Source organism: Hydrogenophaga sp. 2FB, assembly GCF_005503365.1.
Taxonomy (GTDB): Bacteria; Pseudomonadota; Gammaproteobacteria; order Burkholderiales; family Burkholderiaceae_C; genus Hydrogenophaga.
In genome coordinates this window covers 1-23,790 of record NZ_SCML01000070.1, presented here as the reverse complement: position 1 = coordinate 23,790, position 23,790 = coordinate 1, and the positions used below count along the sequence as shown (strand labels likewise).

At 67.1% G+C, this 23,790-nt stretch carries 22 protein-coding genes and 1 pseudogene; 10 read left to right on the top strand and 13 right to left on the bottom strand.

What is annotated here, in order from left to right; genetic code table 11:
• The first annotated feature begins 38 nt into the window (after positions 1-38).
• Complete coding sequence (locus FFS09_RS27500; protein ID WP_252374542.1) at positions 39-644, top strand: LuxR C-terminal-related transcriptional regulator; 606 nt, start codon at positions 39-41, stop codon at positions 642-644.
• Between the two features lie 173 nt (positions 645-817).
• Positions 818-1,234 (top strand): hypothetical protein, encoded by a 417-nt coding sequence (locus FFS09_RS27495; RefSeq protein WP_137922088.1) that lies wholly within the window; start codon positions 818-820, stop codon positions 1,232-1,234.
• A gap of 25 nt (positions 1,235-1,259) precedes the next feature.
• On the opposite strand, the gene FFS09_RS27490 is transcribed toward FFS09_RS27495, so the two are convergent.
• On the bottom strand, positions 1,260-2,084 hold the full coding sequence (locus FFS09_RS27490) for a hypothetical protein (RefSeq protein WP_137922087.1): 825 nt from the start codon (positions 2,082-2,084) through the stop codon (positions 1,260-1,262).
• Positions 2,085-2,383: 299 nt separating this feature from the next.
• On the opposite strand from FFS09_RS27490, the gene FFS09_RS27485 reads away from it, so the two are divergent.
• Genes FFS09_RS27485 through FFS09_RS27475 form a run of 3 tightly spaced genes read left to right on the top strand, consistent with a single transcriptional unit; the run spans position 2,384 to position 6,618 of the window.
• On the top strand, positions 2,384-4,582 hold the full coding sequence (locus FFS09_RS27485; RefSeq protein WP_137922086.1) for an ATP-binding protein: 2,199 nt from the start codon (positions 2,384-2,386) through the stop codon (positions 4,580-4,582).
• A gap of 54 nt (positions 4,583-4,636) precedes the next feature.
• Positions 4,637-5,347, top strand: a complete 711-nt coding sequence (locus FFS09_RS27480) for a ProQ/FinO family protein (RefSeq protein WP_137922085.1) — start codon at positions 4,637-4,639, stop codon at positions 5,345-5,347.
• Positions 5,344-6,618 carry an MFS transporter gene (locus FFS09_RS27475; protein ID WP_137922084.1) on the top strand — a complete coding sequence of 425 codons (1,275 nt, stop codon included), beginning with the start codon at positions 5,344-5,346 and terminating at the stop codon, positions 6,616-6,618. Before FFS09_RS27480 ends, FFS09_RS27475 begins: the two co-directional genes overlap by 4 nt.
• Here the strand turns inward: FFS09_RS27475 and FFS09_RS27470 are convergent.
• Genes FFS09_RS27470 through FFS09_RS27460 form a run of 3 tightly spaced genes read right to left on the bottom strand, consistent with a single transcriptional unit; the run spans position 6,582 to position 9,647 of the window.
• A complete protein-coding gene (locus tag FFS09_RS27470) occupies positions 6,582-7,877 on the bottom strand; it encodes an FIST signal transduction protein (RefSeq protein ID WP_137922083.1) in 1,296 nt (431 codons plus the stop codon). The genes FFS09_RS27475 and FFS09_RS27470 overlap by 37 nt on opposite strands.
• Before the next feature lie 40 nt (positions 7,878-7,917).
• Positions 7,918-8,793: a PhaM family polyhydroxyalkanoate granule multifunctional regulatory protein gene (locus FFS09_RS27465; protein WP_137922082.1), complete on the bottom strand. Its 876-nt coding sequence runs from the start codon at positions 8,791-8,793 to the stop codon at positions 7,918-7,920.
• 23 nt (positions 8,794-8,816) lie between these two features.
• Entirely contained in the window at positions 8,817-9,647 is an 831-nt protein-coding gene (locus tag FFS09_RS27460) for an enoyl-CoA hydratase/isomerase family protein (protein WP_137922097.1), read from the bottom strand.
• A 73-nt stretch (positions 9,648-9,720) separates the two neighbouring features.
• Here FFS09_RS27460 and FFS09_RS27455 point away from each other — a divergent pair, with 73 nt between their 5' ends.
• A complete protein-coding gene (locus tag FFS09_RS27455; protein WP_137922081.1) occupies positions 9,721-10,161 on the top strand; it encodes a VOC family protein in 441 nt (146 codons plus the stop codon).
• On the opposite strand, the gene FFS09_RS27450 is transcribed toward FFS09_RS27455, so the two are convergent.
• The 8 genes from FFS09_RS27450 to FFS09_RS27415 are packed head-to-tail and all read right to left on the bottom strand — an operon-like array spanning position 10,158 to position 19,126.
• Positions 10,158-11,162, bottom strand: a complete 1,005-nt coding sequence (locus FFS09_RS27450; protein WP_137922080.1) for a TauD/TfdA family dioxygenase — start codon at positions 11,160-11,162, stop codon at positions 10,158-10,160. The genes FFS09_RS27455 and FFS09_RS27450 overlap by 4 nt on opposite strands.
• A gap of 7 nt (positions 11,163-11,169) precedes the next feature.
• Complete coding sequence (locus FFS09_RS27445) at positions 11,170-12,174, bottom strand: ABC transporter substrate-binding protein (protein WP_137922079.1); 1,005 nt, start codon at positions 12,172-12,174, stop codon at positions 11,170-11,172.
• A gap of 37 nt (positions 12,175-12,211) precedes the next feature.
• Positions 12,212-13,942: an ABC transporter permease gene (locus FFS09_RS27440; protein ID WP_137922078.1), complete on the bottom strand. Its 1,731-nt coding sequence runs from the start codon at positions 13,940-13,942 to the stop codon at positions 12,212-12,214.
• Positions 13,927-15,051: an ABC transporter ATP-binding protein gene (locus FFS09_RS27435; protein ID WP_171020225.1), complete on the bottom strand. Its 1,125-nt coding sequence runs from the start codon at positions 15,049-15,051 to the stop codon at positions 13,927-13,929. Before FFS09_RS27435 ends, FFS09_RS27440 begins: the two co-directional genes overlap by 16 nt.
• Before the next feature lie 17 nt (positions 15,052-15,068).
• The gene (locus FFS09_RS27430; RefSeq protein WP_137922076.1) at positions 15,069-16,256 is read right to left on the bottom strand and encodes a mandelate racemase/muconate lactonizing enzyme family protein; all 1,188 of its coding nucleotides are present in this window, start codon (positions 16,254-16,256) and stop codon (positions 15,069-15,071) included.
• Complete coding sequence (locus FFS09_RS27425; protein WP_212745171.1) at positions 16,253-17,107, bottom strand: TauD/TfdA dioxygenase family protein; 855 nt, start codon at positions 17,105-17,107, stop codon at positions 16,253-16,255. Before FFS09_RS27425 ends, FFS09_RS27430 begins: the two co-directional genes overlap by 4 nt.
• Positions 17,104-18,117: a tripartite tricarboxylate transporter substrate-binding protein gene (locus FFS09_RS27420; RefSeq protein WP_171020224.1), complete on the bottom strand. Its 1,014-nt coding sequence runs from the start codon at positions 18,115-18,117 to the stop codon at positions 17,104-17,106. The genes FFS09_RS27425 and FFS09_RS27420 overlap by 4 nt, the downstream gene beginning before the upstream one ends.
• A gap of 49 nt (positions 18,118-18,166) precedes the next feature.
• Positions 18,167-19,126, bottom strand: a complete 960-nt coding sequence (locus FFS09_RS27415; RefSeq protein ID WP_171020223.1) for a D-2-hydroxyacid dehydrogenase — start codon at positions 19,124-19,126, stop codon at positions 18,167-18,169.
• 140 nt (positions 19,127-19,266) lie between these two features.
• On the opposite strand from FFS09_RS27415, the gene FFS09_RS27410 reads away from it, so the two are divergent.
• Positions 19,267-20,079 (top strand): IclR family transcriptional regulator, encoded by an 813-nt coding sequence (locus FFS09_RS27410; RefSeq protein ID WP_171020222.1) that lies wholly within the window; start codon positions 19,267-19,269, stop codon positions 20,077-20,079.
• A 19-nt stretch (positions 20,080-20,098) separates the two neighbouring features.
• Complete coding sequence (locus tag FFS09_RS27405) at positions 20,099-21,265, top strand: enolase C-terminal domain-like protein (protein ID WP_137922072.1); 1,167 nt, start codon at positions 20,099-20,101, stop codon at positions 21,263-21,265.
• Here FFS09_RS27405 and FFS09_RS27400 read toward each other — a convergent pair whose 3' ends face one another.
• Positions 21,266-22,273 carry a fumarylacetoacetate hydrolase family protein gene (locus tag FFS09_RS27400; protein WP_137922071.1) on the bottom strand — a complete coding sequence of 336 codons (1,008 nt, stop codon included), beginning with the start codon at positions 22,271-22,273 and terminating at the stop codon, positions 21,266-21,268.
• Positions 22,274-22,473: 200 nt separating this feature from the next.
• Here FFS09_RS27400 and FFS09_RS27395 point away from each other — a divergent pair, with 200 nt between their 5' ends.
• Both FFS09_RS27395 and FFS09_RS27390 read left to right on the top strand, forming a co-directional pair.
• Positions 22,474-23,349 (top strand): IclR family transcriptional regulator, encoded by an 876-nt coding sequence (locus tag FFS09_RS27395; RefSeq protein WP_502703763.1) that lies wholly within the window; start codon positions 22,474-22,476, stop codon positions 23,347-23,349.
• Positions 23,346-23,790, top strand: a pseudogene (locus FFS09_RS27390) (hypothetical protein); the annotation flags it as partial. The gene FFS09_RS27395 and the pseudogene FFS09_RS27390, both read left to right, overlap by 4 nt.

Below are 23,790 nucleotides of genomic sequence, written 5' to 3'. Positions count from 1 at the left end.
TTGCTGAAGATCACGCCCTGGTTTGACAGGGCATTGGCATGCTTCTCAGCGCCAATGGCGACTTCAAACTCGTGGGGGAAACCGCTTTGGGCAGCGAAGTTGAGGCGCTTGTGCGGCTGCACCGCCCCGATCTGCTGCTGCTAGACCTCGCTCTTGGCGACAGCTCGGGCATCGAGGTGGCCCGAAAGGTCAAGCGCGCTGTGCCGCCCACCCGCATTCTTGTCGTCACGGGCAATGTCTATCCGGGCTCGGTGACCAATGCCTTCGCCGCGGGGGCCGATGGCTTCGTGCTCAAACACGAACAAGGCGATGAGTTGCTGGACGCGATTCGCGCGGTGCTGTCGGGCCGCCGGTATGTGAGCCCGCAAGTCGCCAAAGCCATGGGCTCTTCAGCGAACCGCTCGACGGAGGGGTCAGAAACCTCCCAGATGCTCACGCCCAGAGAGCAGCAGATCGTGCGCTTGATTGCCAAAGGTGGCAGCAACCAGGAAATCGCGGATGCCCTGCACATCAGCGTCCTCACCGCGCGCAAGCACCGGCAAAACGTCATGATCAAGCTCGGCCTGCACAACGGCGCAGAGATCGCAGCGTACGCCATCAAATCGGGCCTCGCCGAAGCCCCGGACGTGGACGGCAACCTTTAGCCGCATACCGTCGTGACCCTCGCGAATGGTCACCGCAAAAAGTAACCAAAAATAGTGCACCCGCATTATTGAGCGCGGCATCCGCCCCCTCGATACTTTGTCCATGGTCATCGCTCTCCCGCCGGTTTGTACGGTGGATGCGATCGGGACTTACAAAGTAAAAGAGGCAAGCCATGAAAGTGATGCACGCAGTGACCCGGGGTGTTATCAAGTGCCTGGGCTTCAAGCACGACGAAATGATGCAGTCGCACGACGATATCGACTCGGAGCTGAATCCGCTCTCGATTCCAGACGACTACAAGACACTGATCTCCCATTGTTTTCGCAGTGTGGGCCTCACCGATGACCATGTTTCCATCAGCGTGCGTCCAGTGGGGATGCGTCCCTCCGGGCGGGAGATCTATGCCGCATTCGTCAAGGTGATGCGCTGGGACATGTCGACGACGGCCATCCTCAGCGAGATGCCGCAAATCGAGAAAATGATCGATCGCGGGATTCGCCGCAGTGACATGCCCCGCTACAGCTGCTTCGCGGGCATCTGGTTTCGCTCATCGCCGAACCAGGACGAGTTTCCTGCCACCATGCATTGATGCAGGCGCCGGTCAGCTCAACCGATCACCTCAGACCCAACTGCTCGGGCAGCAGTTGAGCCAACGCATACAGTGCGTACCTTGCAACACATGCACGTGCCGATTTCTGCATCAACTCACGCCGCTGCTGGTTGTGCTCGATGAGTGCCGAGGCAAACTCATGCGCATCACGCGCGCCCACCCTGAAAGCGTTCTCCGCGAATCGCAACGCGTTGCTGGTCTGCTCGACCTTGACAACGGCCATAGCGACCTCGGCGGCCGCTTTCTGATAGCGCTCCCGTGCCTTTGAAAATGGTGACAGCGTCTGCCCTCCGGAAAGGGTTGACTCGCCAATGCGGGCCAGACGCTCCATCTCGGCAAATTCGATTGGTTCGAAGTGGGGCGCCGCGTCTTCAAGCTGCACGGGCAACAGCCGCGTCAGACGTGTGAACGCCGGTCCAGCCTGGTTCCAGGCCGCCCCTGCCAGCACCACCGTCCTACGCACCTCGATCATGCATTGTTCGAGCTTGCGCAGATCCAGGGCCGGCGTACTGTCCTTGCGTGCACGAACAACATGAACCCACCGCTCGAGCGACGTTTGCACATCCAGCACATTGAGCCATTGCAGCCGCGACGTGTTCAGTTGATAGGCCGCTTTGAGCGTGTTCAGAAGACGCTCGTTGAGGTGGTCGGCTGTGTGCTGGCCAATACCTCCTTGTCGCACCCGCACGTCCAATGCGACAAGTTGCAATACGGCACGCATGTCCACAGATGGCTGAGGCGCAAGGCCCTCTGCGAACAACGAACGGCCTGTACGGCGGTTGTTTTTGCCATCGTCCAAACGATCAGGCTCTCTGCACAACACCAGCATCTCAACGCTCCCGAGGTTCAAAGGGTCCCGGAGACCACAGCGCTGCGTCATAGCGTGGGTGGATCGCATGGGTCATATGAAAATGACCCGCCCGGTAGAGGCTGCAGTGTCCAATCGGGTGCTCTCTGCATCAATAACGCCATTGCACTATTTGTCGGGCTGCCCAGCGTGACGTCACCAGGGCATGCGCTACCATCAACGCCCCCAGTCGAGCCCGTCAAAACACCGTGACGTCAAACCCCAAGATTCCTTGGAAACTTGTGCCGGGCCTCGGGGCTTCTCTGCGCGCGGATGGCGCAATGGTGGACACGTCCCCGGCGTTCCTTGAACGGCTGGACCTGACCCCCAGCGCGGCTTCCTGGTTGGACCGCTTGGCGCCCTCATCGCGCGACATGCTTCTGTCCGCGCTGCAGCAGCCGGCCGACTTCCAGCTCTCGCTGGAACTGCCGAGCCTTGATGGCTGCGCAGCCGTTTCGCTGGCCTGCTCGGGCTGGTGGGCGCAGACCCAGGAGCGCCACGATTGTTTTTTTGCCGATGTCACGGCCACAGAAACCGCGCGCAAACAGGCGCAAGTCCTGATCAACCGCCTGCACCTTGTGTTCAAGCACCTGGGGGTGATGGTGGCGTATTTCGGTCCGCGCCCTGACAGCCGCTGCATGTTCGCCAATCCCAAATTCGCCCACGCGCTCGGCATGAACGAGAAGTCGATCCTCGGCTGGCCCGTGGCGAAGATTCTCGACAAAGTGCTGCTGAAGGAGGTGCGTGCGCAATCCAGACCGCTCCTGGAACACCAGGAGACGGTGGTCTTCCAATGTCACGTGCCCCAGTCCGACGGACGGTGCCCGAGGCTGGAGGTGACGATGGTTCCGGACATCGGTGCCGACGGCAAGGAAAATGGCGTGTATGTCCTGATGCTGGATGTCACCCAGGCCTACGAAGCCGAACAGGCATTGAGGGAGTCGGAGGACCGGCTGGCGAAGTTCATGGAAGCCAGCGCCGAAGGGGTGATCTTCCACATCGATGGAGTCATCACCGACATCAACCCGGCCGTCTGCCGCATGCTCGATCTGCCCGCCGAAGAGATGCTGGGCAAACAGACGATACAGTTCCTCGCCCCGCAATACCGCGCCCACGCCCGCCACGTCATCGCCCAGCACAGCGAGACCGCGTACGAGGGCGCGCTGCTCACCCGCCAGGGCACGCACCTGCCAGTCGACATCATCGGGCGCTCGATGATGCGCAATGGCGAGCATTTGCGCATGGCCGTGTTTCGCGATATCCGCGACCGCCGCGAGGCGCAGCTGCGCATCCAGGAGCTGATCACGGGCCTGCGCACCGAGAAGGACAAGGCCGAGGCGGCCGATCGCGCCAAGTCGGTGTTTCTGGCCGCGGCCAGCCACGATCTGCGCCAGCCTATCCACGCCCTGGGCCTGTTCCTCACCGCGCTGCGCTCCATGGCGCAGGCCCCGGCTGTGCCGCCGAGCGAGCTGGGGGTGATTTGCCGACGCATGCAGTCTTCCCTGGATGGCTTGGGGCAGTTGCTCAACATGCTGCTGGATGTCTCCCGCCTGGATGCGAACGCGGTGGAGATCGCCCGCAGCCCGACCAGCCTGGCCCAGCTGTTCACCGAGCTCGATCAGGAGTTCCACCCGCTGGCGCAGGAGAAGGGCTTGCAGTTGCGGGTCTCGCCCAGCCCGCTGTGGGTGGACACGGACCCCACGGTGTTGCGCCGCATCCTGGCCAATCTGCTGTCGAATGCGGTGCGCTACACGCACCGCGGGCGGGTGCTGCTGGGGTGCCGAGCCCAGGGCCAGGAGGTGGAGATTCAGGTCTGGGATCAGGGCATCGGCATTCCCGATGGGCAGCGCGAGGCGATTTTCGAGGCGTTCTATCAGATCGGCCAGTCCACGGCGCTGCACCACGAGTCGCATGGCATGGGGCTGGGCTTGTCGATCGTCAAGCGCTCGGCGCAGTTGCTGCAGGCGCCGCTGCAGGTGCGCTCGGCGCCCGGACGCGGGTCGGTGTTTTCGATTCGCGTACCCCGGTGTGCCGCGCCCTCTGTGGCGCCAGCACCCGCGCAGGAGCCCGCTTACGCGCGCACCGCCCACAGCCAGGGGGTGCTGGTGATCGATGACGATGCGCAGGTGCTGGGCGCCATGCACAGTGTGTTGTCGGTCTGGGGCCACCGGGTGTTCTGCGCCGGCTCGCCCGATGAGGCCGTGCTCATGGCCATCAACCACGGCCACGAGATCGATGTGCTGATCTCGGACTACCGCCTGGGCGGCGTGGTCACGGCGGTCGAGGCCATTCAGGCCGTCCACGCCTGCCTGCCGCGCACGGTGCCCACCTACATCCTCACCGGTGACACCTCGCCCAAACGCATCCAGGAGGCCTCCGTCCTCGGCTTCCCTCTCATCCACAAACCCGTCGACGCCCACACCTTGCGCGCCCTGGTGGATGCACCCCTGAACACCACAGCTCCGCGCGGGCTGGCATGATGACGCGCTTTCCGTGTTCACACACGCCCGACCGACAAGTTTCCCAACCGTCTCATGAGCCCTGCTGATTCCACCCCAAGCCAAGACGCCTCCTCGCCCCAACCCCAGGCCAGAAAACGGTCCGGCGCGCGTCCGCCGCGAAACCAGCAGCGCGCCCCGAACCCGGGCCGCGAGCAGCACCCGGTGCTCAAGCAGTTGGCCGAACTCCACCCCCAGCTGTTCGGTGAATCGCCCCTGCCCTTGAAACGCGGCATCTACCAGGATCTGCTGGACGCCCACCCCGGCGTGCTGGAAGGCGAGCCGCTGAAGGCCGCGCTGGCGCAACACACGCGTTCCACGCGTTACCTCACCGTGGTGGCCTCGGGCCAGGCGCGCCACGATCTGGCCGGCCAGCCGGTCGAAGCATTGGCACCCGAGCATGTGCACCACGCGCTGATCGAAGTCTTCCGCCGCCGCCAGAGCCGCACCAGGGAAGACGTGCGGCCCAAACTGCGCCAGCGCATCGCGCAGGCGTTCGAGGCCTCGGGCCTGGGCCGTGAAGCCTACGCCACGCTGGTGGGGGGACGCGACGAAGAGGTCAATACGATCACCGCCGACGCCTTGGCCGAATCCGCCAGCCGCAGCGCGCGCGACGCCGCGCTGCTGCGCGCCTTCGACGCCAGCGGGCAGACGGTGGACGCCTTCGCCGACATGTACGGCATGCCGGCACAGGAAGCACAGCGCACCCTGGAGCGGGCGCGCGCCCGCGCGGGCCTGCAGACATGAAACCCACGGCCAGCGCCGAATCGCCCTACGCGTGGTGGCGGCTGGTCGTCTCGCTCGCGCTCATGACGCTGGGCGGCGTGGGCATGTATTCGGTCACCGTGGTGCTGCCCCGCATCCAGGCCGATTTCGGCATCGACCGTGGTGACGCCTCGCTGCCCTACACGCTCACCATGGTGGGTTTCGGCATCGGTGGCATCCTCATGGGCAAGCTGTCTGACCGCTTCGGCGTGATGGTGCCGGTGCTGGGCGGCGCCGTCGGCCTGGGCCTGGGCTTCATCGCCGCGGGCGCGGCCACCAACCTCTGGCAGTTCAGCCTCGCGCAGGGCCTTCTCATCGGCTTGCTCGGCACCTCGGCGACCTTCGCCCCCCTGGTGGCCGATACCTCGCGCTGGTTCACGCGCCGCCGGGGCATTGCGCTGGCGATCTGCATGAGCGGCAACTACGTCGCCGGCACCGTGTGGCCCCCGGTGACGCAGCACTTCATCGACAACGGCGGCTGGCGCGAGGCCTACACCTTCATTGGCTGGTTCTGCCTGCTCACCATGCTGCCGCTGGCCTTGGTGCTGCGGCGGCAACCACCTGCCGAGGCGGTGGTGCAGGCCGCCGTGCCCAACCCTTCCGTTGCGGTGCACACCGATCGCCCGCTCGGTCTGTCGCCCGGCACGCTGCAGGCCCTGCTGTGCGTGGCGGGCGTGTCGTGCTGCGTGGCCATGTCCATGCCGCAAGTGCACATCGTGGCGTATTGCACCGACCTGGGCTTCGGCGCCGCGCGCGGCGCGGAAATGCTCTCGGTGATGCTGGGCATGGGCGTGGCGAGCCGCTTGATTTCTGGCTGGATCTCCGACCGCATCGGCGGCCTGCGCACGCTGCTGCTGGGCTCGGTGTTGCAGGGCGTAGCGCTGCTGATGTTCCTGCCGTTCGACGGCCTGGTGCCGCTGTACCTGATCTCGGGGATGTTCGGCCTGTTCCAGGGTGGCATCGTGCCGAGCTACGCGCTGATCGTGCGCGAGCACTTCGCACCGATGCAGGCCGGCGTGCGCGTGGGCACGGTGCTCATGGCCACGCTGCTGGGCATGGCGCTGGGCGGCTGGATGTCGGGCGCGATCTTCGACCTCACCGGCTCCTACCAGGCCGCCTTCATCAACGGCATCGGCTTCAACCTGCTCAACGTCGGCATCGTGGTGTTCCTGCTGCGGCGCGCCCGGGCGCGCGGAGTGGGCCTGGGAAGACAGACTCAGGGCATGGTGAACACGGTCAGCACGCCGGTGTAGCCGTAGAGCCGGTGGTGGGCGATTTCGCCGCCGGCGAAGAAGCCCACCAGCGGCACGTCGCCCAACGCCCGGCGCACCGTCTGCAGCTCGGCGCTGGGGCTGCCGAAATGCGGGCCGCCGCGCCCGGAGCAGCTGACATACACCGCCCCCGCGATGCGCCGCTCGGGGTGGGGGCCGGCGTCCACGTCGGAGGCGGCCAGCGCGGTGGCCGCCGACAGGCTGAGCTCTTCCGGTTCGAGTTCCTCGCGCACCTCGGCGCACACGCGCACGAGGTCGGCGCGCGCCGCGTTCACGTTGCGCTCGCAGAACGCCAGGCGCGTGCCCACCGGCGCCACATCGGCAATGGCGACACCACGCCGGCCCGGGTCCAGACCGATGAGGTGGCGCACCAACACCTCGGCGCCGAACTGGCCACGCACGCGCGGCGCACCGGCTTCGTCACCGCGTTCGGACGCCGCCGGCGCCAGCCCCACCAGGGTGGCGCGCAAGCGCGGCATGGCCTCGTCGGGCGCGTCGAGCGAGATCACACGCTCGCGCAGCAGCACGTCCAGCGCGGGTTCGTCGTCGAGCGTGAGCACCAGGTTGCCGTCGGACCCGGTCACGGTGCGCTCGCGGTCCACCGGCTGCGCGCCCTGCGTGACGCGCGAGATCAGGCCGACATCGGGCCCGAAGGCCACGCCACTCAGGCCGCCATGGAACACGCCACTGACCGCCCCCTGGCCGCTGAGGTTGCCGGCGCTGCCGTGCGAGAACTGCACGCTCTGACCGCGGCTGCTGGCCAGGCCGCCGAACACGTAGCCGCTGCGCGTGCGTTCGGCCATTTCGGCGATCAGATCGGGCAACTCGGGCGTGCCCCCGTCCGCGTGCACCAGGGCGGTGTGGGCGACGAAACCATCGGTCCCGCTCGCGCGTCCGCTGGCCGAGAGCGGCGCGACGCCGCTGAACACGCGGTACTGGTCGGGACTGAGATCGCACAGCATCAGGCTGAGCGCGGGTTCGTCGAAATACTCGACGTTGTTGGCCGCCACGCCCACGCCCACGGTGCCTGCCCAGTCGGTCACTTCGGGCAATTCGGCGCTGAGGTGCTCCAGGATGGCCTCGGCCTCATCGGCGTAGTGGTCGGTGATGTAGAGCAGTGCCAGCGAGGGCGACTTGGCGAAGTCGGGCAGCGCCATCTGCGCGCGCAATTGGGCCAGCACCAGGGCGGTGGCCATGCGCCATTGCGGATGCGTGGCGTGGGCGTAGGGAAAGAGTTTCATGGCGGTGCGCACGCGATGGGGGCGTGCGTCTCGGGAGGGTTCAACGGCGGGTGGTTTTGCGCACCGCGCTTTTCTTGGCGGGCGCTTTGCGCGCAGCGGCTTTCTTGGCGGTCGGCGGGCGTTCACTCACGGCGCGCACGGCCGCTCGGCCCACGCCCGCGGCGGTGCCCACGTTGCGCGCCACCGTGTCGGTGAGGTTGCGCGCGGCCTTGCCGGCCATGTCGGTGGCGGTTTTCACCGCCCGGTCGGTCAGGCCGGTCGCGACCTGGCGCGTGGCGTCGAGCGTGGTTTGTTTGGCCACGTCTTTCATCGCGTTGCTGGCGATCTGCTGGAACTGCTGCGAGAGCGCGCCCCACCATTGCACGGGGTCGACCACACCGCCGGCAGCGGCGGGCGCGGCTTTGGCGGCCGCCTTGCTCGGCGCGCGCTTGCGCTCCGGAGGCGGCTCGGACTCGGCGGCGGGCTCTGGTTCCGGAGCGGTTTTTCCGTAGGTGCGCTCGGGAATTTCAAGCCCGGCAAAAGGCGCGGGCGCTGCCGCGGTTGGGGCCGAACCGGTGAAGCCCGCCAGCGTATCGGCGGCCTTGATCTTCAGCGCATTCGCCACGTCGCCCATGCTGAAGTTCATGGACTTGAGCGTGGAGAGCGTCATCTTCTGCACCTCCAGCGCCTGGATGGTCGCACCCAAGGCCTTGGCGTTCTGGTCGAGCCAGAAATGCACCGCCTTGAGTTCCTCGATGCGTTTCTCCAGGTCTTCCACGTTGAACGTGGGTGCCACCCAGTTGCCCAGGTTGGGCAGTTGGGGAATGTTCTGGCTGATGCCCTGCGCCACGCCGCCCGCGGCCTGGCCGGCGAGGTTTTGCAGGAACTCGAAACCGGGGACGAATTTGCCGAAACCGCTGCCGGGGGCGTCGCTCATGGAGGTCTCCTGTGGGTTCTTCGTCAGCCGTCCACACCGTAGCGGGGTGCACGGCGCTCACGCAAGGATGCCACACCTTCGCGCACATCGGGCCCGGCAAAACCCATGAATTCGAGCGCCAGCGAGGTGTCGAACGCGGGCCCCGCCTGGCGCAGCCAGTTGTTGAGCGAATACTTGGTCCAGCGGATCGCGCTCTGGCTGCCGCTGGCCAGTCGGTCGGCGACTTCGTAGGCCTTGTCGAGCAGCACCGCGTCGTCCACCGCGAGCGACACCAGGCCGATGCGCTCGGCCTCTTCGCCACTGATGGGGTCGCACAGCATCAGGTAGTACTTGGCCTTGGCCAGGCCGCACAGCAGCGGCCAGACGATGGCCGCATGGTCGCCCGCCGCCACGCCCAGGCGGGTGTGGCCGTCGACGATCTTCGCGCTCTTCGCGGCAATGGAAATGTCGGCCAGCAATCCCGCCACCAGGCCCGCGCCCACCGCCGGCCCGTGCATGGCGCTCACGATGGGTTTGTCGCAATTGATCACGTTGTAGACCAGGTCGCGCGCTTCCTTCCAGACGCGCGTGCGCACCTCGAAGTCGGTCGCCATGTCCTGCACCAGCGCCAGGTCGCCGCCACCGGAGAAGCCCATGCCGCTGCCGCGCAGCACGGCGCAGCGCACGCTGTCGTCGCGCCCCACGTCGCGCCAGATTTCGCTCAGCTCCCAATGGCCCTCGTGCCCGGCCGTGGGCAGCTTGCCGTTGCCACCGGGGCCGTCGGCGCGCATCTGGATGTCAAGCACCGAGGGCACGCCATCCACGGCAGGGCCGCGGCGGGTGATGGCGAGGGTCTGGTAGCGGCTGTAGTCCACGGATGTCATACGGGTCTCCTGGCGCGTCGTTGATGTTCAGACGATTGTGCGCGAACGCACTATGCTGGCACCCATGAACCCCACGCACACCACCCTGCAAACCCGCAGCCTGTTCCACCTCGCCTTCAACGTCACCGACCTGGACGCCGCGCGCCGGTTCTACGGCGACGTGCTGGGCTGCGCCGAGGGCCGCAGCACCGACACCTGGGTGGACTTCGATTTCTTCAGCCACCAGATCTCGCTGCACCTGGGCGAGCCGCTGAAAACCGCGCGCACCGGCCGCGTGGGCGATCACCTCGTGCCCATGCCGCACTTCGGCCTGGTGCTGTTGTTGCCCGAATGGAAGGCGCTGGCCGCACGGCTGCAGGCCGCGGGTGTGGACTTCGTGCTGCCGCCACAGGTGCGCTTTGAAGGCGAACCCGGCGAGCAGTGGACGATGTTCTTCTGCGACCCGTTCGGCAACCCGATCGAGGTCAAGGGCTTCGCCTCGCTCGAGCAGGTCTACGCGAGCTAAGACGCTGCCTTCTCGCGGTACTCCGCATACACCAGGTCGTACACCCGCGCGCGCTCGCGGAACTCGGGCACCACCGGGCGCGGTTCGTGCGCCGTGAGCCACAGGCGCAACAGCAGGCGCGGGTGCGCCGGGTCGTCCTCGTAGTGCGTGCGCGAATGCAGGTTGGTGAAGTTGTGCCAGATCAGCATCTCGCCGGGCTCCAGGTGGAAGCGCAGCGCCAAGTCGTCGCGCTCGGCGATCTGCGAGAAGAACTTCAAGGCCTCGTCCAGCGCGGGCGGCAGCTCGGTGCCCTTGAGCTTGGCCGCCGCGCGCATGAAGCTCGCGGCATACATGCAGCTCACCACGCCATCGACATCGCAGAACACGGGAATGGCGGTCGCGGTCAGCGGGTGGCGGCTGGTCTGCGCCTCCGGAATCGCCATCACGGCGCCTTCGTACAACGCGGGCAGCAGGTCGGGCCGCTCGGCGCGGATGGCGTTGTGGATCGCCAGCGAACTCACCAGCGCGCTCTGCCCACCCTCCTTCGCCTGGCGGATGCACATGAGGCCGACGACTTCGTACGAGTCGGTGTGCATCACCAGCTCACCCGAGCTGCGGTAGCCGCGCGACACGGGGTCGTTCGGGTCCTGCTCGACGCGGCCGAGCTTGTCGCCGGTGCGGCTCTGCACCGCCGGTTTTCCCAGGTGTGTGCCGATGGCCCAGTAGATGCGCTCCATGTCCTGCGGCGAATAGCGCTCGGGTGTCACGCCGCGCAGCAGCACGACGCCGCGCCCTTCCATGATCTCGTGGCGCAGCTCGCTGGCCAGGCCCACGATGGCGGGCTGCGTCACCTCGGCGCGCGTCACCGCCTGCGGCGCGAGGTGCGTGGTGTTCCTCAACACGTTGTCGAACGCCGCGAGTTCGACAGCGCTCAATGGCCGCGCGAGGGCCTCCTTGCCTTGCAAGGCCGCACCGGTCCAGGCCGCGGGGTGGTCGATCGGGTGGTCGTGGATCGCGGTCATGGCGGCCTCACTTCGCCACACCGAGCGCGCGGGCCATGTCCTGCTTGCGCTGTTCGCTCACGTCGAAGCGCATCTGCACGCCCTCGCGCACCGGCACGCAGCCATGCTTGCCTTCCGGATCGCCCGCGAGCGAGGTCGGCGCCACGCTGCAGTACAGCTTCATGCCCTCTTCCGAAAACAGGAAGTTCGCGTACAGGCGTGCCGCGTTCGGATGCGGCGCTTTGGACGGAATGCCGAACGAGCGCGCGGAGATCACCGACGGGTCTTTCGGGTAGGTGACCGCGATCGGCGCCTTCTTGGCGATCAGGCCGCTGGAGAACGCGGTGAAGGTCGGGGCGTTGAACGCCACCGCACCGGCGGCCACCATCTGCACGCCCGAGGCGCCACTTTGCGTGACCTTGTAGTTCTGCGCCGACACCTTGCGCAGGTAGTCCATGCCCAGGCGGCGCTCGACCGCGTCGAGCCAGCCGAGGTAGTTGTCCGCGACCTGCGGGTCGGTCAGCAGGAAGCGTCCCTTCCATTTCGGGTCGGCCAGGTCGGACCAGGTCTTCGGCACGTCTTCGGGTTTGATCTGCTCGGTGTTGTAGACCAGTGCCACCACGTCCAGCGTGTGCAGGATGAAGTTCGGCTTGATGTATTCCTTGGGCCAGCGCGCCAGGCTGGGCACGCCGTCGGGCGTGAGCGCGGCAAAGCGCTCGGGTTTCGACTCGAACGGAATCGGCGAGCTCACACTCACGATGTCGGCCTGCACGTTGTTGGCATCGGCCTCGACGTTGAAGCGCTGCATCAGCGGTCCGGTGGGGAAGCGGATGAAGGAACCCTTGATGCCGTACTTCTTCTCGAAGCCGGCCAGCATGGTCTTCTGGCGCTGCTCGTCGTCCGACGAATACATCATCAGCGCCCCCTCGGCCTTGGCGGCGGTGACCAGGCTGGCCGGCGGCTCCTGCTGCGCGTGGACCGCGCCCAGGGCCAACACACTGGCGAGGGCAGAAACAGAAAGGCGAATCGTCATGGCATGTCTCCTTGTTGTGGGGATGAATCCAGAATGGCTAAGCGCTGTGCCCGTACCGCGGGCGGCCGTACACCAGCACGACCGATAGCGTGATGGCCGAGACCACGCCGATCAGGCTGCCCACGGCCGCCAGCTGCGAATAGGTGCCGTTGTCGAACAGGGTGAGGATCAGGTAGCCGATGACCGGGTTGTGCGGCCCCGACAAAATCGCCGCCGCGTTCAGCTCGCCCAGCACGAGCGCGAACACCGAGGCCCAGCCGGCCGCGAGCCCGGGCAGGATCAGCGGCAGCTGCACGGTGCGGAACACGCGGCCCGGCCCCGCGCCGGCCACGCGCGCGGCCTCCATCAGCTGGTTGCCCACCTGTTGCACGGACGACTCCGCCGCGATGGTGGCCGAGGGCAGGTACACCGCGAGATACGCGATCAACAGAATGAGCGAGGTGCCGGACAGTGAAAACGGCGTGAAACCGAACGCCACCAACACACCGACCGCGAACACGATGTGCGGCACGGCCGAGGGCACCTTGGTGGCGATGCCGAGGAACTTCTCCAGCTGGCCGCCGAGCTGTTTGGCCATCACCGCGATCAGGCCGGCGATCAGCACTACGCCGGTGGAGGTGAGCAGCGCCAGCACCGCGCTGTTGACGATGGCCTGGCGCGGAATGCCGGCCTGCAGCAACTCGCCGAAGTTGGCCCAGCTCAGGTCGGCCCACACGATGGTGGGACGCCAGTACGGCTGCAGCGCGACGATGAACAGCGCGAGCAGCGGCAGCACGCTGGTAAGCACCACGTAGAGCACGATCAGCGCGCGCGCCGGCCAGCGCCAGCGGCCCAGGGCCAACAGGTTGGGCCGCACGCCCATGCCACCGATCTGCGCCGAACCGCCACGCGAAGCCACGTGGCGCTGCAAGATCCACAACAAACCGATGAACACCATCAAGGTCAGGCCGATCACCACCGCCTGGCTCAGCTTGGGCGGGTAGGCGAAATGCAGCAAGCGGTAGATGTAGACCGAGAGCACCTCGATGCGCGCGGCCGAGCCGATGAGCGCGGCGATCGAGTAGAGGCCGACGCTGGAGATCATGCAGATCAGCACCGATGCGCCCACCGCGTGCTTGATCGACGGCAACGACACCTCCCAGAAGCAGCGCAGCCGGCCCTTGCCGCTCATGCGCGCGGCCTCTTCCAGCGACGGGTCCAGGTTGCTGAACGCGGCGGCGGCCACCACGTACACGTGCGGCACGCCCCACAGCACATAGAGAAACACCATGCCGGTCCAACTCTGGATGGCAATGCTGTCCGGGTCGATATCGATGCCGATGGCCTGCAAGGCGGCCACCAGCGGCTTGGCGAGAAAACCCGCTCGCGGATCGGCCAGGAACAACCAGCCAATGGCCATGGCCACCGGCGGCAACAGCAGCGGGATCACCGGCAGCAGGCGCGAGAACGAGCCCCAGCGCGCGTCGGTGCGTTCGATCAGCCAGGCGAAGAACACGCCCAGGGGCACCGACATCGCTGTGGTGGCCAGTGCGAGAACGCTGGTGTTGCGCACAGCGCGGTGCAGCGCCGGGTCGGCGAAGGTCTCGATCCACGGCCGCAGATCGAGACGCCCCTCGGGCATCACACCGCGTAGCACCATGATGCCGATCGGGTAGAACACCAGCACGAAGGCCAGCAGCACGATGCCGGCGGCCACCGCGTAGGTGAGCCAGCGCGTCGCGGCCATGCCGCTCTGGACCGGTGCAGGCTCGCTCAGTTCGGCAGCCATCGCATGTGCTCCTGCGGCAATGCCACGCCGATGGTGTTGCCCGGCGACAGCGGTAGCACAGCGGCCTCGTCGGCGCCGAGCCAGACCACCATCTCGTGTTCCTCCACGTGCAGCCGACATTCGATGCGCGCACCGAGGTGGATCACGTCGCCGATGGTGGCTCTCAGCGTCGCATCGGGCGCGGTGGTGAGCACCACGTTCTCGGGGCGGATGCCGAGCCAGCCGCGATCGCCCGCACGCGCCGTGGCCCGTGCGGCGCTCGGCAGCGCGAAACGCCCCACGGGGGTGGACACGGCATCACCCGCCTCCACCACGCCGGCCCAGCGGTTCATCTCGCCCACGAACTCGGCCACGTACAACGAGGCCGGTTGCGCGTACACATGCCGGGGCGCGGCGCTCTGGCGGATCTTGCCCGCGTCCATCACCACCAGCGTGTCGGCCAGTTCCATGGCTTCTTCCTGGTCGTGCGTGACGTAGATGCCGGCGAACCGGGTGCGCGATTTGAGCTCACGCAACTCCGCGCGCAAACGGCGCCGCACCTTGGCGTCCACATTCGACAGCGGCTCGTCGAACAGGATCAGCGAGGGCGAGGCGATCAGCGCGCGCGCCAGGGCCACGCGCTGCTGCTGCCCGCCGCTGAGTTCGCTTGGGTAGCGGTGCCCCAAGCCCGCGACGCCGAGTTTGTCCAGCATGGCGCTGACCTGCGGCTCGAAGGTCTTGGCGCGTCCGCGCGCCGAGCTCAGCGGGTAGGCCACGTTCTGCGCCACCGTCATGTGCGGCCAGAGCGCGTACGACTGGAACATCATGCCGATGTGCCGGTCTTCGGGCGGCACGAACACGCCGCTGGCTGCGTCGAACACCGTGCGGCCACCCAGGCGGATCGATCCCGCGTCCGGCTTGTCCAGCCCGGCCACGCTGCGCAACAAAGTGGTCTTGCCACAGCCGCTGGGGCCGAGCAACACCACCAGTTCGCCGGCCTTCACCGACAGGCTGACGTCGTCCACGGCGGTCACCACGCTGGCCTGCCCGCCCGACCCTTTGCCTCGGTAGCGGCGGACCAGGCCCTGCACCTGCACCACGTGGGCGGTGTCTTCTGCTGCGTTGCTCATCGTTGCGGCCTCTGCCCTCATCGCGCGACCGCGTGTTCACGCGCCACGTCTTCGTTGATGTCCATGCCCCAGCCGGGCAAGTCGTTGATCAGCAGCTCGCCATCGACGATGTCCAGCGGGCGCGTGACCAGCGCCGAGCGCCAGGGCACTTCGTCCACGTCGAACTCCAGCACGCGGAAGTTGGGAATCACCGCGCAGAAGTGGGCGGTGATGGCGGTGCCGAGCTGGCTGAAGGTGTTGTGGCCGGCCACGTTGACCTCGAAAGCCTCCAGCAGCGAGGCCATGCGCAGGGACTCGATGAGGCCGTTGTAGACCACGTCGATGATGGCCACGTCCACCGACTGCTGTTGCGCGAACGGCAGCAGCGCGCGCCGGCCCAGGATGGTCTCCAGCGAGGCGATCGGTGTGCTGGTGGACTGGCGGATGGTCGAGAGCGCCGCGGCGCTGGCAGTGTCGATCTCCAGCCACATCATGTCGAACTTCTCCACCGCTTTGGCAATGCGGCGGAAGCCCTCGGTCTTGTAGTTGAAGTTCAGGTCCATCATCAGCGCCACATCCGGTCCGGCGCCTTCGCGCAGCGCTTCGAGCTGGTCCACGATGTCGCTCACCATCCACGGCTCGATGTTGAGTTCGAACGGGCCGGCGCCGCGCGCCACCGAGGGCGTGGCGCCTTTCAGCCGCGCCGGGTCCAGCAGCAGGCGGTTGGTCTTGAGCGCCTTGTAGCCGCGCTGCGGCACCAGGGCCGCAGCGACCTTGAGGTCGTCGAGGCAACGCACCGCCGGCTCGCCCACCACCTCTTCGAAGATCTTCGGGTTCTTGGCGCGGTACATGCCGAAGTGCGACCAGTACAGCGGCAGGCGCCGCCGCAGCGCGCCACCGAAGAGCGCGTGCACCGGCACACCGATGGCCTTGGCCTGGATGTCGAGCAACGCGTTCTCATAAGCGCCGATGGCCAGCGACTGCAGGCCGATGCCCACGCCCTGCGTGGTCTGGCGCAGCTTCGCGCAGATGAGGCCGGCGTTGCGCGGGTCTTCGCCGATGAGCTGCTTGCCCATGGCGCGCACCAGCGCCGTCAAACCCTGGCGCGCGCGCTCCTCGCTGAACTCGGCCCAGCCGACGATGCCTTCATCGGTGCTGATCTTGATGAACGACCAGACGTCCCATCCACCATCGACGTGGAAGTCTTCAATGCGGGTGATCTTCATGCGCCGGTCTCGAGCTCGCGGTCAAACGGTGGGCCTTCGACCACGATGCGGTGCATCACGCGCTCACCGGCCTCGTAGTCGTTCACGGCGAAGTGCCAGGTGTGGTAGTTGTCCCAGAAGGCAAGCGAGCCTTTCTCCCAGTGGAAGCGGCAGAAGATCTCGGGGTGCTGCGACTGCTGGTACAGGTAGTCCAGCAAGGGCTTGCTCTCTTCTTCGGTCCAGCCCTCGAAGTGGCGCGTGTAGCTCGGGCTCACGTAGAGGATGTGGCGTCCGCTCTCCGGGTGCCGGATCACCACCGGGTGCACCACATCGGGGTCGGGCGCGCGGCCGGTGTTCATGCGCGATTGCACGTTGGCGTTGGAGTGCACCGCGCGCAGACCGCGCAGCGTTTTCTGCAGGCCGGGCGAGAGCCGGTCGTACGCGGCGGACATGCTGGCCCACAAGGTGTCACCGCCAAAGGTCGGCACTTCGCGGCACAGCAGCATGGTGCCCCAGCTCGGGTTGGGTCGGTACACCTGGTCGGTGTGCCAGCTGCCACCCACGTTGCGGCCCATGTCGGGGTCCTTGCGGACTTCGGCGATCACGGTCGTGCCCGCGAGCGCGGGAATGATGCCGCTGTTGGGGCGCACCGGTTTGCCAAACGCGTGCGCCAGCGCCTCGTACTGCGCCGAGTCGAGCGACTGGTTGCGGAAGAACACCACGCCGTGTTGCACCAGCGCCGCGCGGATCTGGCGGATCACCTCGGCGGACTGCGGTTGCGACAGGTCGATGTTGCGGATCTCGGCGCCGACGTGCGTGGTGACCGGGACGACCTCGATGCCGACGGCCTGCCGCTCCATCACGGCGCTCACTTCGAACCCCCTTGTGCCTTCTCGTAGGCTTCGCGAAAGCCGGTGCGCGCGATCACGTCGCCATAGCGCTTGTAGTCGGCCTGCAGGATCTCGACGAACTGCTCGTGCGACACCACGTCGGCCTCGAAGCCCAAGGTGTTGTAGGCCTCCTTGCTGCGCTCATTCCGCAGCACCTGGGCGATGGCCTCGTTGTATTTCTTGACGATGGGCGCTGGCGTGCCGGCGGGGAGAAAGATGCCCATCCAGTCCTGCATCATCACCGCCGGGTAGCCCAGCTCGGTGAAGGTCGGCACGTTGGGCAGAAAGCGCGAGCGCTCGCGACGCGTCACCGCCAACACGCGCGCCTGGTTGTTGTTCACCAGGGGCAAGGCACTGGCGATCGGCATGATCACGGCGGGGATGTGGCCGCCCACCAGGTCCTTCACCGCAGGCGCGTCGCCCTTGTACGACACGTTCTCCAGCGGCACCTTGGTCACCAGCGCCAGCGTGGCGCCCGACAAATGCTGGCTGGAACCGGTCTGCGCGCCGTACAGCGCCAGCTTGGGGTTTTGCTGCACCCACTTCAGGTACGCATCCACCGTGGTGATCTCAGCCGGCGTGCCGGGGCCAAGCACATAGGCCATGCCCGAGCGGCCCGTGATGCCCACGGGAATGAAGTCCGTCAACGGGTTGTAGGGCAGGTTCTTGACGATGTGCGGCGTGACCGTGATCGGGTAGGACGGCGAGAGGAAGCCCAGGCTACCGTCGCGCGGCCGGCTGTTCTTCACGTACTCGTAGGCGATCACGCCACCACCACCCGGCTTGTTGTCCACCAGCACGTTGTCGGCATACAAGCCGCGCAGGCCGTCGGCGAAGAAGCGCGCCATCTTGTCGGTGGCACCGCCGGCGGGCGAGCCCACGATGATGGTGGACTGCTTGACGTCCTGCGCGAACGCGAGCGTGGGTGACAGAGCGAGGCCCAGTGCGATCTGGCGGCGGCGCTGGTCGATGCGGTAGAGGGATGCGGTCATGGTGTGGTCTCCTTTCTGATGTCCTGGGGGTCTTTCAAGGGTGTCGACGTCAGCGGTCGACCGTGTGCAGCAGCGGCTCGCCCGCCTGGAAGCGCTGCACATTGCCCACCACCACGCGGGCGATGCGCAGGCCGGTCTGCGTGCTGCCGGCGCCTGCGGTGTGCGGCGAAATCAGCAGGTTGGGCGCGTCCCACAGCGGGTCGCTCGCCGGCAGGGGTTCGGGGTCGGTCACGTCGAGGAAGGCGCCGGCGAGCTGGCCGCTCTCCAGCGCGCTCTTGAGCGCCACCTGGTCCACCGTCTCGCCGCGCGACACGTTGACGAAGTAGGCGCCCTTCTTCGTGGCGGCGAAGGCCTCGGCGTTGATGAGGTGGCGCGTGGCGGGCGCGGAGGCGACCGTGAGCGCCACCACGTCGGCCTTGGCCAGGGCCTCGTGCAGTCGCTCCATGGGCAGCGCCTCGTCGAGCAGGTCGTCGCCCTTGCCCGAGCGCGACACGCCAATGAGCTTCATGCCGAAGCCCTTGGCACGCTGGGCCAGTTCGCGGCCGATGTTGCCGTAGCCCACGATGACCATCGTGCGCGCCTCGACCGACATCAAGGGCGGCTCGAACTCCTTGTTCCATTGGTGCTGGCCACTGCGGACCATGATCGCGCCGATCTGGCGCGCCATGGTCAGCACCATGGTCATGGCATGTTCGGCCACCGCCGGCGCCACCGCGCCGCCCTGGTTGGTGATCACCACGTGCGCCGGCGCACCGTGGGCCAGCAGACCGGCCACGCCCGCCGTCACCGCCTGCACCCACTTCACGCGGCAGCCGTCGCGCTTCAAGGCGTCCGAGATGGCCTTGCCATCGGGGCCGCGCGGATCGGAGATCACCAGCGCATCGGCGTCGTGGACGTGCGACGCCACCTCGGCGAGGTCGTCACAGGCAATGAGTTCAACGTTCGGGGCCGATTCCAGCGCCTTCAACACGGGAGCGCGGGCGACCTTGGTGGCAAAAACAATTCGCATAGAGGCTTTCATAAAGCTTGGACAACCATCCAATTTTCAATAGACTCGTTCATTAAACGGTCGACAATTTTTCATGTCAAACGATGTGTCCACATATTGGACACGTCGTAAAAAATCCAGCTTTACGAGCCTTTTCATCCATGAATACCCTGAGCAAAACAGCCCCCAAAAAGCGCGCCGGCGCCACACCGCGCACGCTGTACACCGACGCCCTGGCCGAACCCGAGGTCAAGACACTGGGCAAGGCGCTGCAGGTGCTGGAGGCGGTGGCGCAGATGCCGCACCCACCCACCATCAGCGAGCTTGCGCTGAGCGTGGGCATCTCGCGTCCCACCGCGCACCGCCTGGTGCAGACGCTGGCCGCCATGGGTTTTCTGCAGCAGATTCCGAACGAAACGCGCTGGAGCATCGGCTTCTCGGTGCTGCCGCTGGCCGCCGAGGTGCTGGACCGCAACCGCCTGCGCGTGGGCGCCCTGCCGCACCTGCAGGCCCTGGCCTTGAAGATGAATGCGCGCGCGAACCTGGGCATCCTGCACCGCGAGCAGGTGCTGCTGCTGGGCGGCGCCGAGAAGCCCACGCTGCCCACCATCTACTCGCGCTTCGGGCGCGCGATCCCGCTGCACTCCAGCGGCATGGGCAAGGTCATCCTGGCGCACCTGCCACCCGAGCGCGCCGAGCACCTGCTCAAGGCCAACCCGATGACGGCGCGCACACCGCAAACCATCACCACCATGGCGGGCATGCGGCAGGAACTCAAGGCGATCCGCGAGCGCGGCTACGCCACCGAAAACGCGGAGAACACGCCCACTTCCAGCTGCGTGGCGGCGGCCATCCTGGACGGCGACGGCTTTCCGGTCGGCGCGGTGAGCGTGAGCGGCCGTTCGCTCGATTTGCTGATGCCGCAGGCGCACGAGGTCACCGGCGCGGCCGAGCTCATCGCCCACCTTCTGTAAATACACCAGGCCCAACCACATGAAGATCCAGTCCATCGAGCTGTGCAAGCTGGCGCTGCCCGCCCCCACGCAACGCACCACGCCGCGCCGCGCGAGCTACAACCAGACCTCCAAGCGCGCGTTCCCGATCAACAAGTACCCCGAGTTCCCGCGGCAGTTGCGCAAGATCCCGGGCGAGGTGGCCAACGAATGCTGGATCAAGGTGACCGCCGAAGACGGCACCTGGGGCGTGGGCGTGTGCCACTGGGGCCCGCTGATCGCGCCGCTGCTGCGCGAGCACTACGCGCCGCTGCTGGTGGGGCGCGACTGCTTCGCGATCGAGTTCCTCAACGACCTCATGTGGCGTTCGACGCAGCGCTTTGGCGGCACGGGTCTGGCGATGGTGGCGCGCAGCGGCATCGACCTGGCGCTGTGGGACCTCAAGGGCAAGCTGCTCGACACGCCGGTGTACAGCCTCATCGGTGGGCCGTGCCGGCCGCACATCGATTGTTATTGCACCAGCGACGACCTCGACTGGTCAATGGAGCTGGGCTTCAAGGCCTTCAAGATCAGCAACCCGGTGTTCCATGAGGAAGGCACCGAAGGCTTGCAGCGCATTGTCGAGAAGGTGGCGAAGGCGCGCGAAACCGTGGGGCCGACGGCGGACCTCATGTACAACCCGGTGATGTCGTTCAACGTGGAGTTCGCCGCGCGGCTGATGGAGCGCCTGCTGCCCTACAACCTGCGCTGGATCGAAGAGCCGCTCATGCCGCACGACACCGATGGCCTGGCGCAACTCAAGCGCGCGGTGCCCAGTTTGCCGATCGCCACCGGCGAAGACCACAAGGGCCGCTACGCGTTTCGCGAACTGGTCGACCGGCGCTGTGTCGACGTGTTGCAACCCGAGTTGCGTTGGGGTGGTGGGCTGTCGGAGGCGCTGAAGATCTACACACTGGGCGAGGCCGCGGGCCTCTCGACCTTTCCGCACTCGGGCGCCGGCCTGCCCTTCGGCCAGCACTTCCACTTCGCGATGCCGGAAGCGTCGCTCGCCGAGTTCTGGCTCGCATCGGACCCGGGTGTGCCACTGGAAGAAGCGGCGAAGATCCCGGGCGTGGCCGTGCCACGCGATGGCAAGCTGGTGCCGTCCGACGCACCGGGCTTCGGCATGGATATCAAACCGGAGTGGCTGGTGCCGGCCTGGAGCTGATCAGTCGAGCGATGTGATCTTCTGATCGATCGCGCCAAACACGCTCTGCCCGTCCTTGCCCTTCACCTCGATGCGGATGGTGTCGCCGAACTTCATGAACTCGGTCGACGGCTTGCCGTCGAGGATGGTCTCGATCGCGCGCTTCTCGGCGATGCAGCTGTAGCCCTTGGGCCAGTCCTTTCGCCCGTCCACTTCCACGCCCTTGTTGCTCACCGTGCCGCTGCCCACGATGGAGCCGGCGCGCACGTTGCGTGTCTTGGCGATGTGCGCCACGAGTTGGCCGAAGTGGAAGGTCATGTCCGGGCCGGCTTCGCACATGCCGACCTTGCGGCCGTTCCAGGTCGACTGCACCGTGAGGTGCACGCGGCCGCCCTGCCAGGCGTCACCAAGTTCGTTCGGCGTCACCGCCACCGGGCTGAACGCGGTGGCCGGCTTGCTCTGGAAGAAACCGAAACCCTTGGCCAGTTCGGCCGGGATCAGGTTGCGCAGCGACACGTCGTTGGCCAGCATCAGGAGGCGCACACCATCCAGCGCCTGCTCGGGCGTGGCGCTCATGGACACGTCACCGGTGATGACCGCGATCTCGGCCTCGAAGTCGATGCCGAACTCTTCGCTGGGCACCACCACGTCGTCGCACGGGCCGATGAAATCGTCGCTGCCGCCCTGGTACATCAGCGGGTCGGTGTAGAACGACGGCGGCACTTCGCTGTTGCGCGCCGCGCGCACCAGCTCCACATGGTTGATATAGGCCGAGCCGTCGGCCCACTGGTAGGCGCGCGGCAGCGGCGCCATGCACTGGGTCGGATCGAAGGGAAAGGCGTGGCGCGCCTTTCCCTGGTTGAGCGTCACGTACAGGTCGTGCAACTGCGGACTGATGAAGTTCCAGTCGTCCAGCGCCTGCTGGAGTTTGTGGGCGATGCCGGTCGCATAATGCGCCGTGCTCAGGTCCCGGGAGACCACCACCAGTTGTCCATCGCGCGAGCCGTCTCGGTACGTGGCGAGTTTCATGCAAATCTCCTGCTCTCAGGGGGTTGTAGCAACACAGGACCGACCTGCGCCGAAATTACGAATAGTGAAATTCATTCACCTAACCGTAAAATCTGGATTCTAGACCAAAGGTCGGCGCGGCACACACAACAACCCCGCATGGCCGACCCGCGGAACCTGAGGCGCCCCCGCACCTCCAACCCCTCGTGACCGTCCTGCACATGCCCGCTGCCCAACGCCCCGTTGCCGATGTCGAACCCCGCGAAGACGCGGAACCCATGCGCGCCGGCATCCAGTCGGTGGAAGTCGGTTTCGAACTGCTCGACGCCTTGGCACAAGCGCCCGGCGCCTTGATGCTGCGCGACCTGGCCGCCGCCGCCCACATGAGCGCGGCCAAGGCGCACCGCTACCTCGTGAGCTTCCAGCGCATGGGCCTGGTGATGCAGGACCCGGTGAGCACGCGCTACGACCTCGGCCCCGCCGCGCTGCGCATCGGGCTGGCCAGCCTCTCGCGCATCGACGCGGTGAAACTCGCGCGCGAGCGCATCGATGCCCTGCTCGGCGAGACCGGCCACACGCTGGCCATCGCCGTCTGGGGCAACCAGGGCCCGACCATGGTGCACTGGACCGAAGCCCCGCAGACCGTGCCGGTCACGCTGCGCCTGGGCGACGTGATGCCCCTGCTGACCTCGGCCACGGGCCGTTGTTTTGCCGCCTTCATGGGCAGCGAAGGGCGCGACGCGCAGCGCATCGCGCCCATGCTGCGCGACGAACTCGCGCGCCTGAAAAAACTGCCCCTCAACAGCGACCTGCCGCTGGTCGATGTGCCGCTGAACATGGCGCAGGTGCAGGCGATGCTGGACGACACGCGCCGCCACGGCATGGGCCGCGTGGTGCACAGCCTGCTGCCCGGCGTGGGCGGCTTCTGCGCCCCGGTGTTCGATGCCCAGGGCCGCCTCGCGCTGGGCCTGGTGGTGCTCGGTTCGGTGGCCACACTGGACACCGACCACCTCGGCGCACCCGCCTCCGCCTTGCTGCGCTGCGCCCGCCAGCTCAGCGCCGACCTGGGGCACAGCCCCGGCACCGCACGCCCGTGACCGATCACCACCCCGCACCGTCGGCCTCGCCCCGTTGGCCCATCCTGGCCACGCTGGTGGCGGTGGTGCTGGGCGCGCACCTGGTCCTGCTGGCCGGCGACATCCGCTGGCAACTGCCCGATGGCGCGTTGGCCACGCCACCGGCTGCGGCGTCACCGACCACGGCGAGCGGCGAGCCCGCCAGTCCCAGCACCGCCACCGCACCGAACGCATCGCCCGTGCGCGTGAGCAGCGTGCGCTGGATCGTGCCGGCGCCGACACCGGTCGCGGTCCCGGAGCCCGCGCCAAAACCGAAGGCAAAGCCCAAACCCAAGCCGACCCCACGCGCCGCGCCGCTGGCGCGTGTGGAACCCACCGAGGCGCCCAGCCCCGAGCCCGTCGCTGTCGCTGAAACCGTGCCCGACACACCATCGCCGATCGAGGTGCACGAGGACCCCGCGC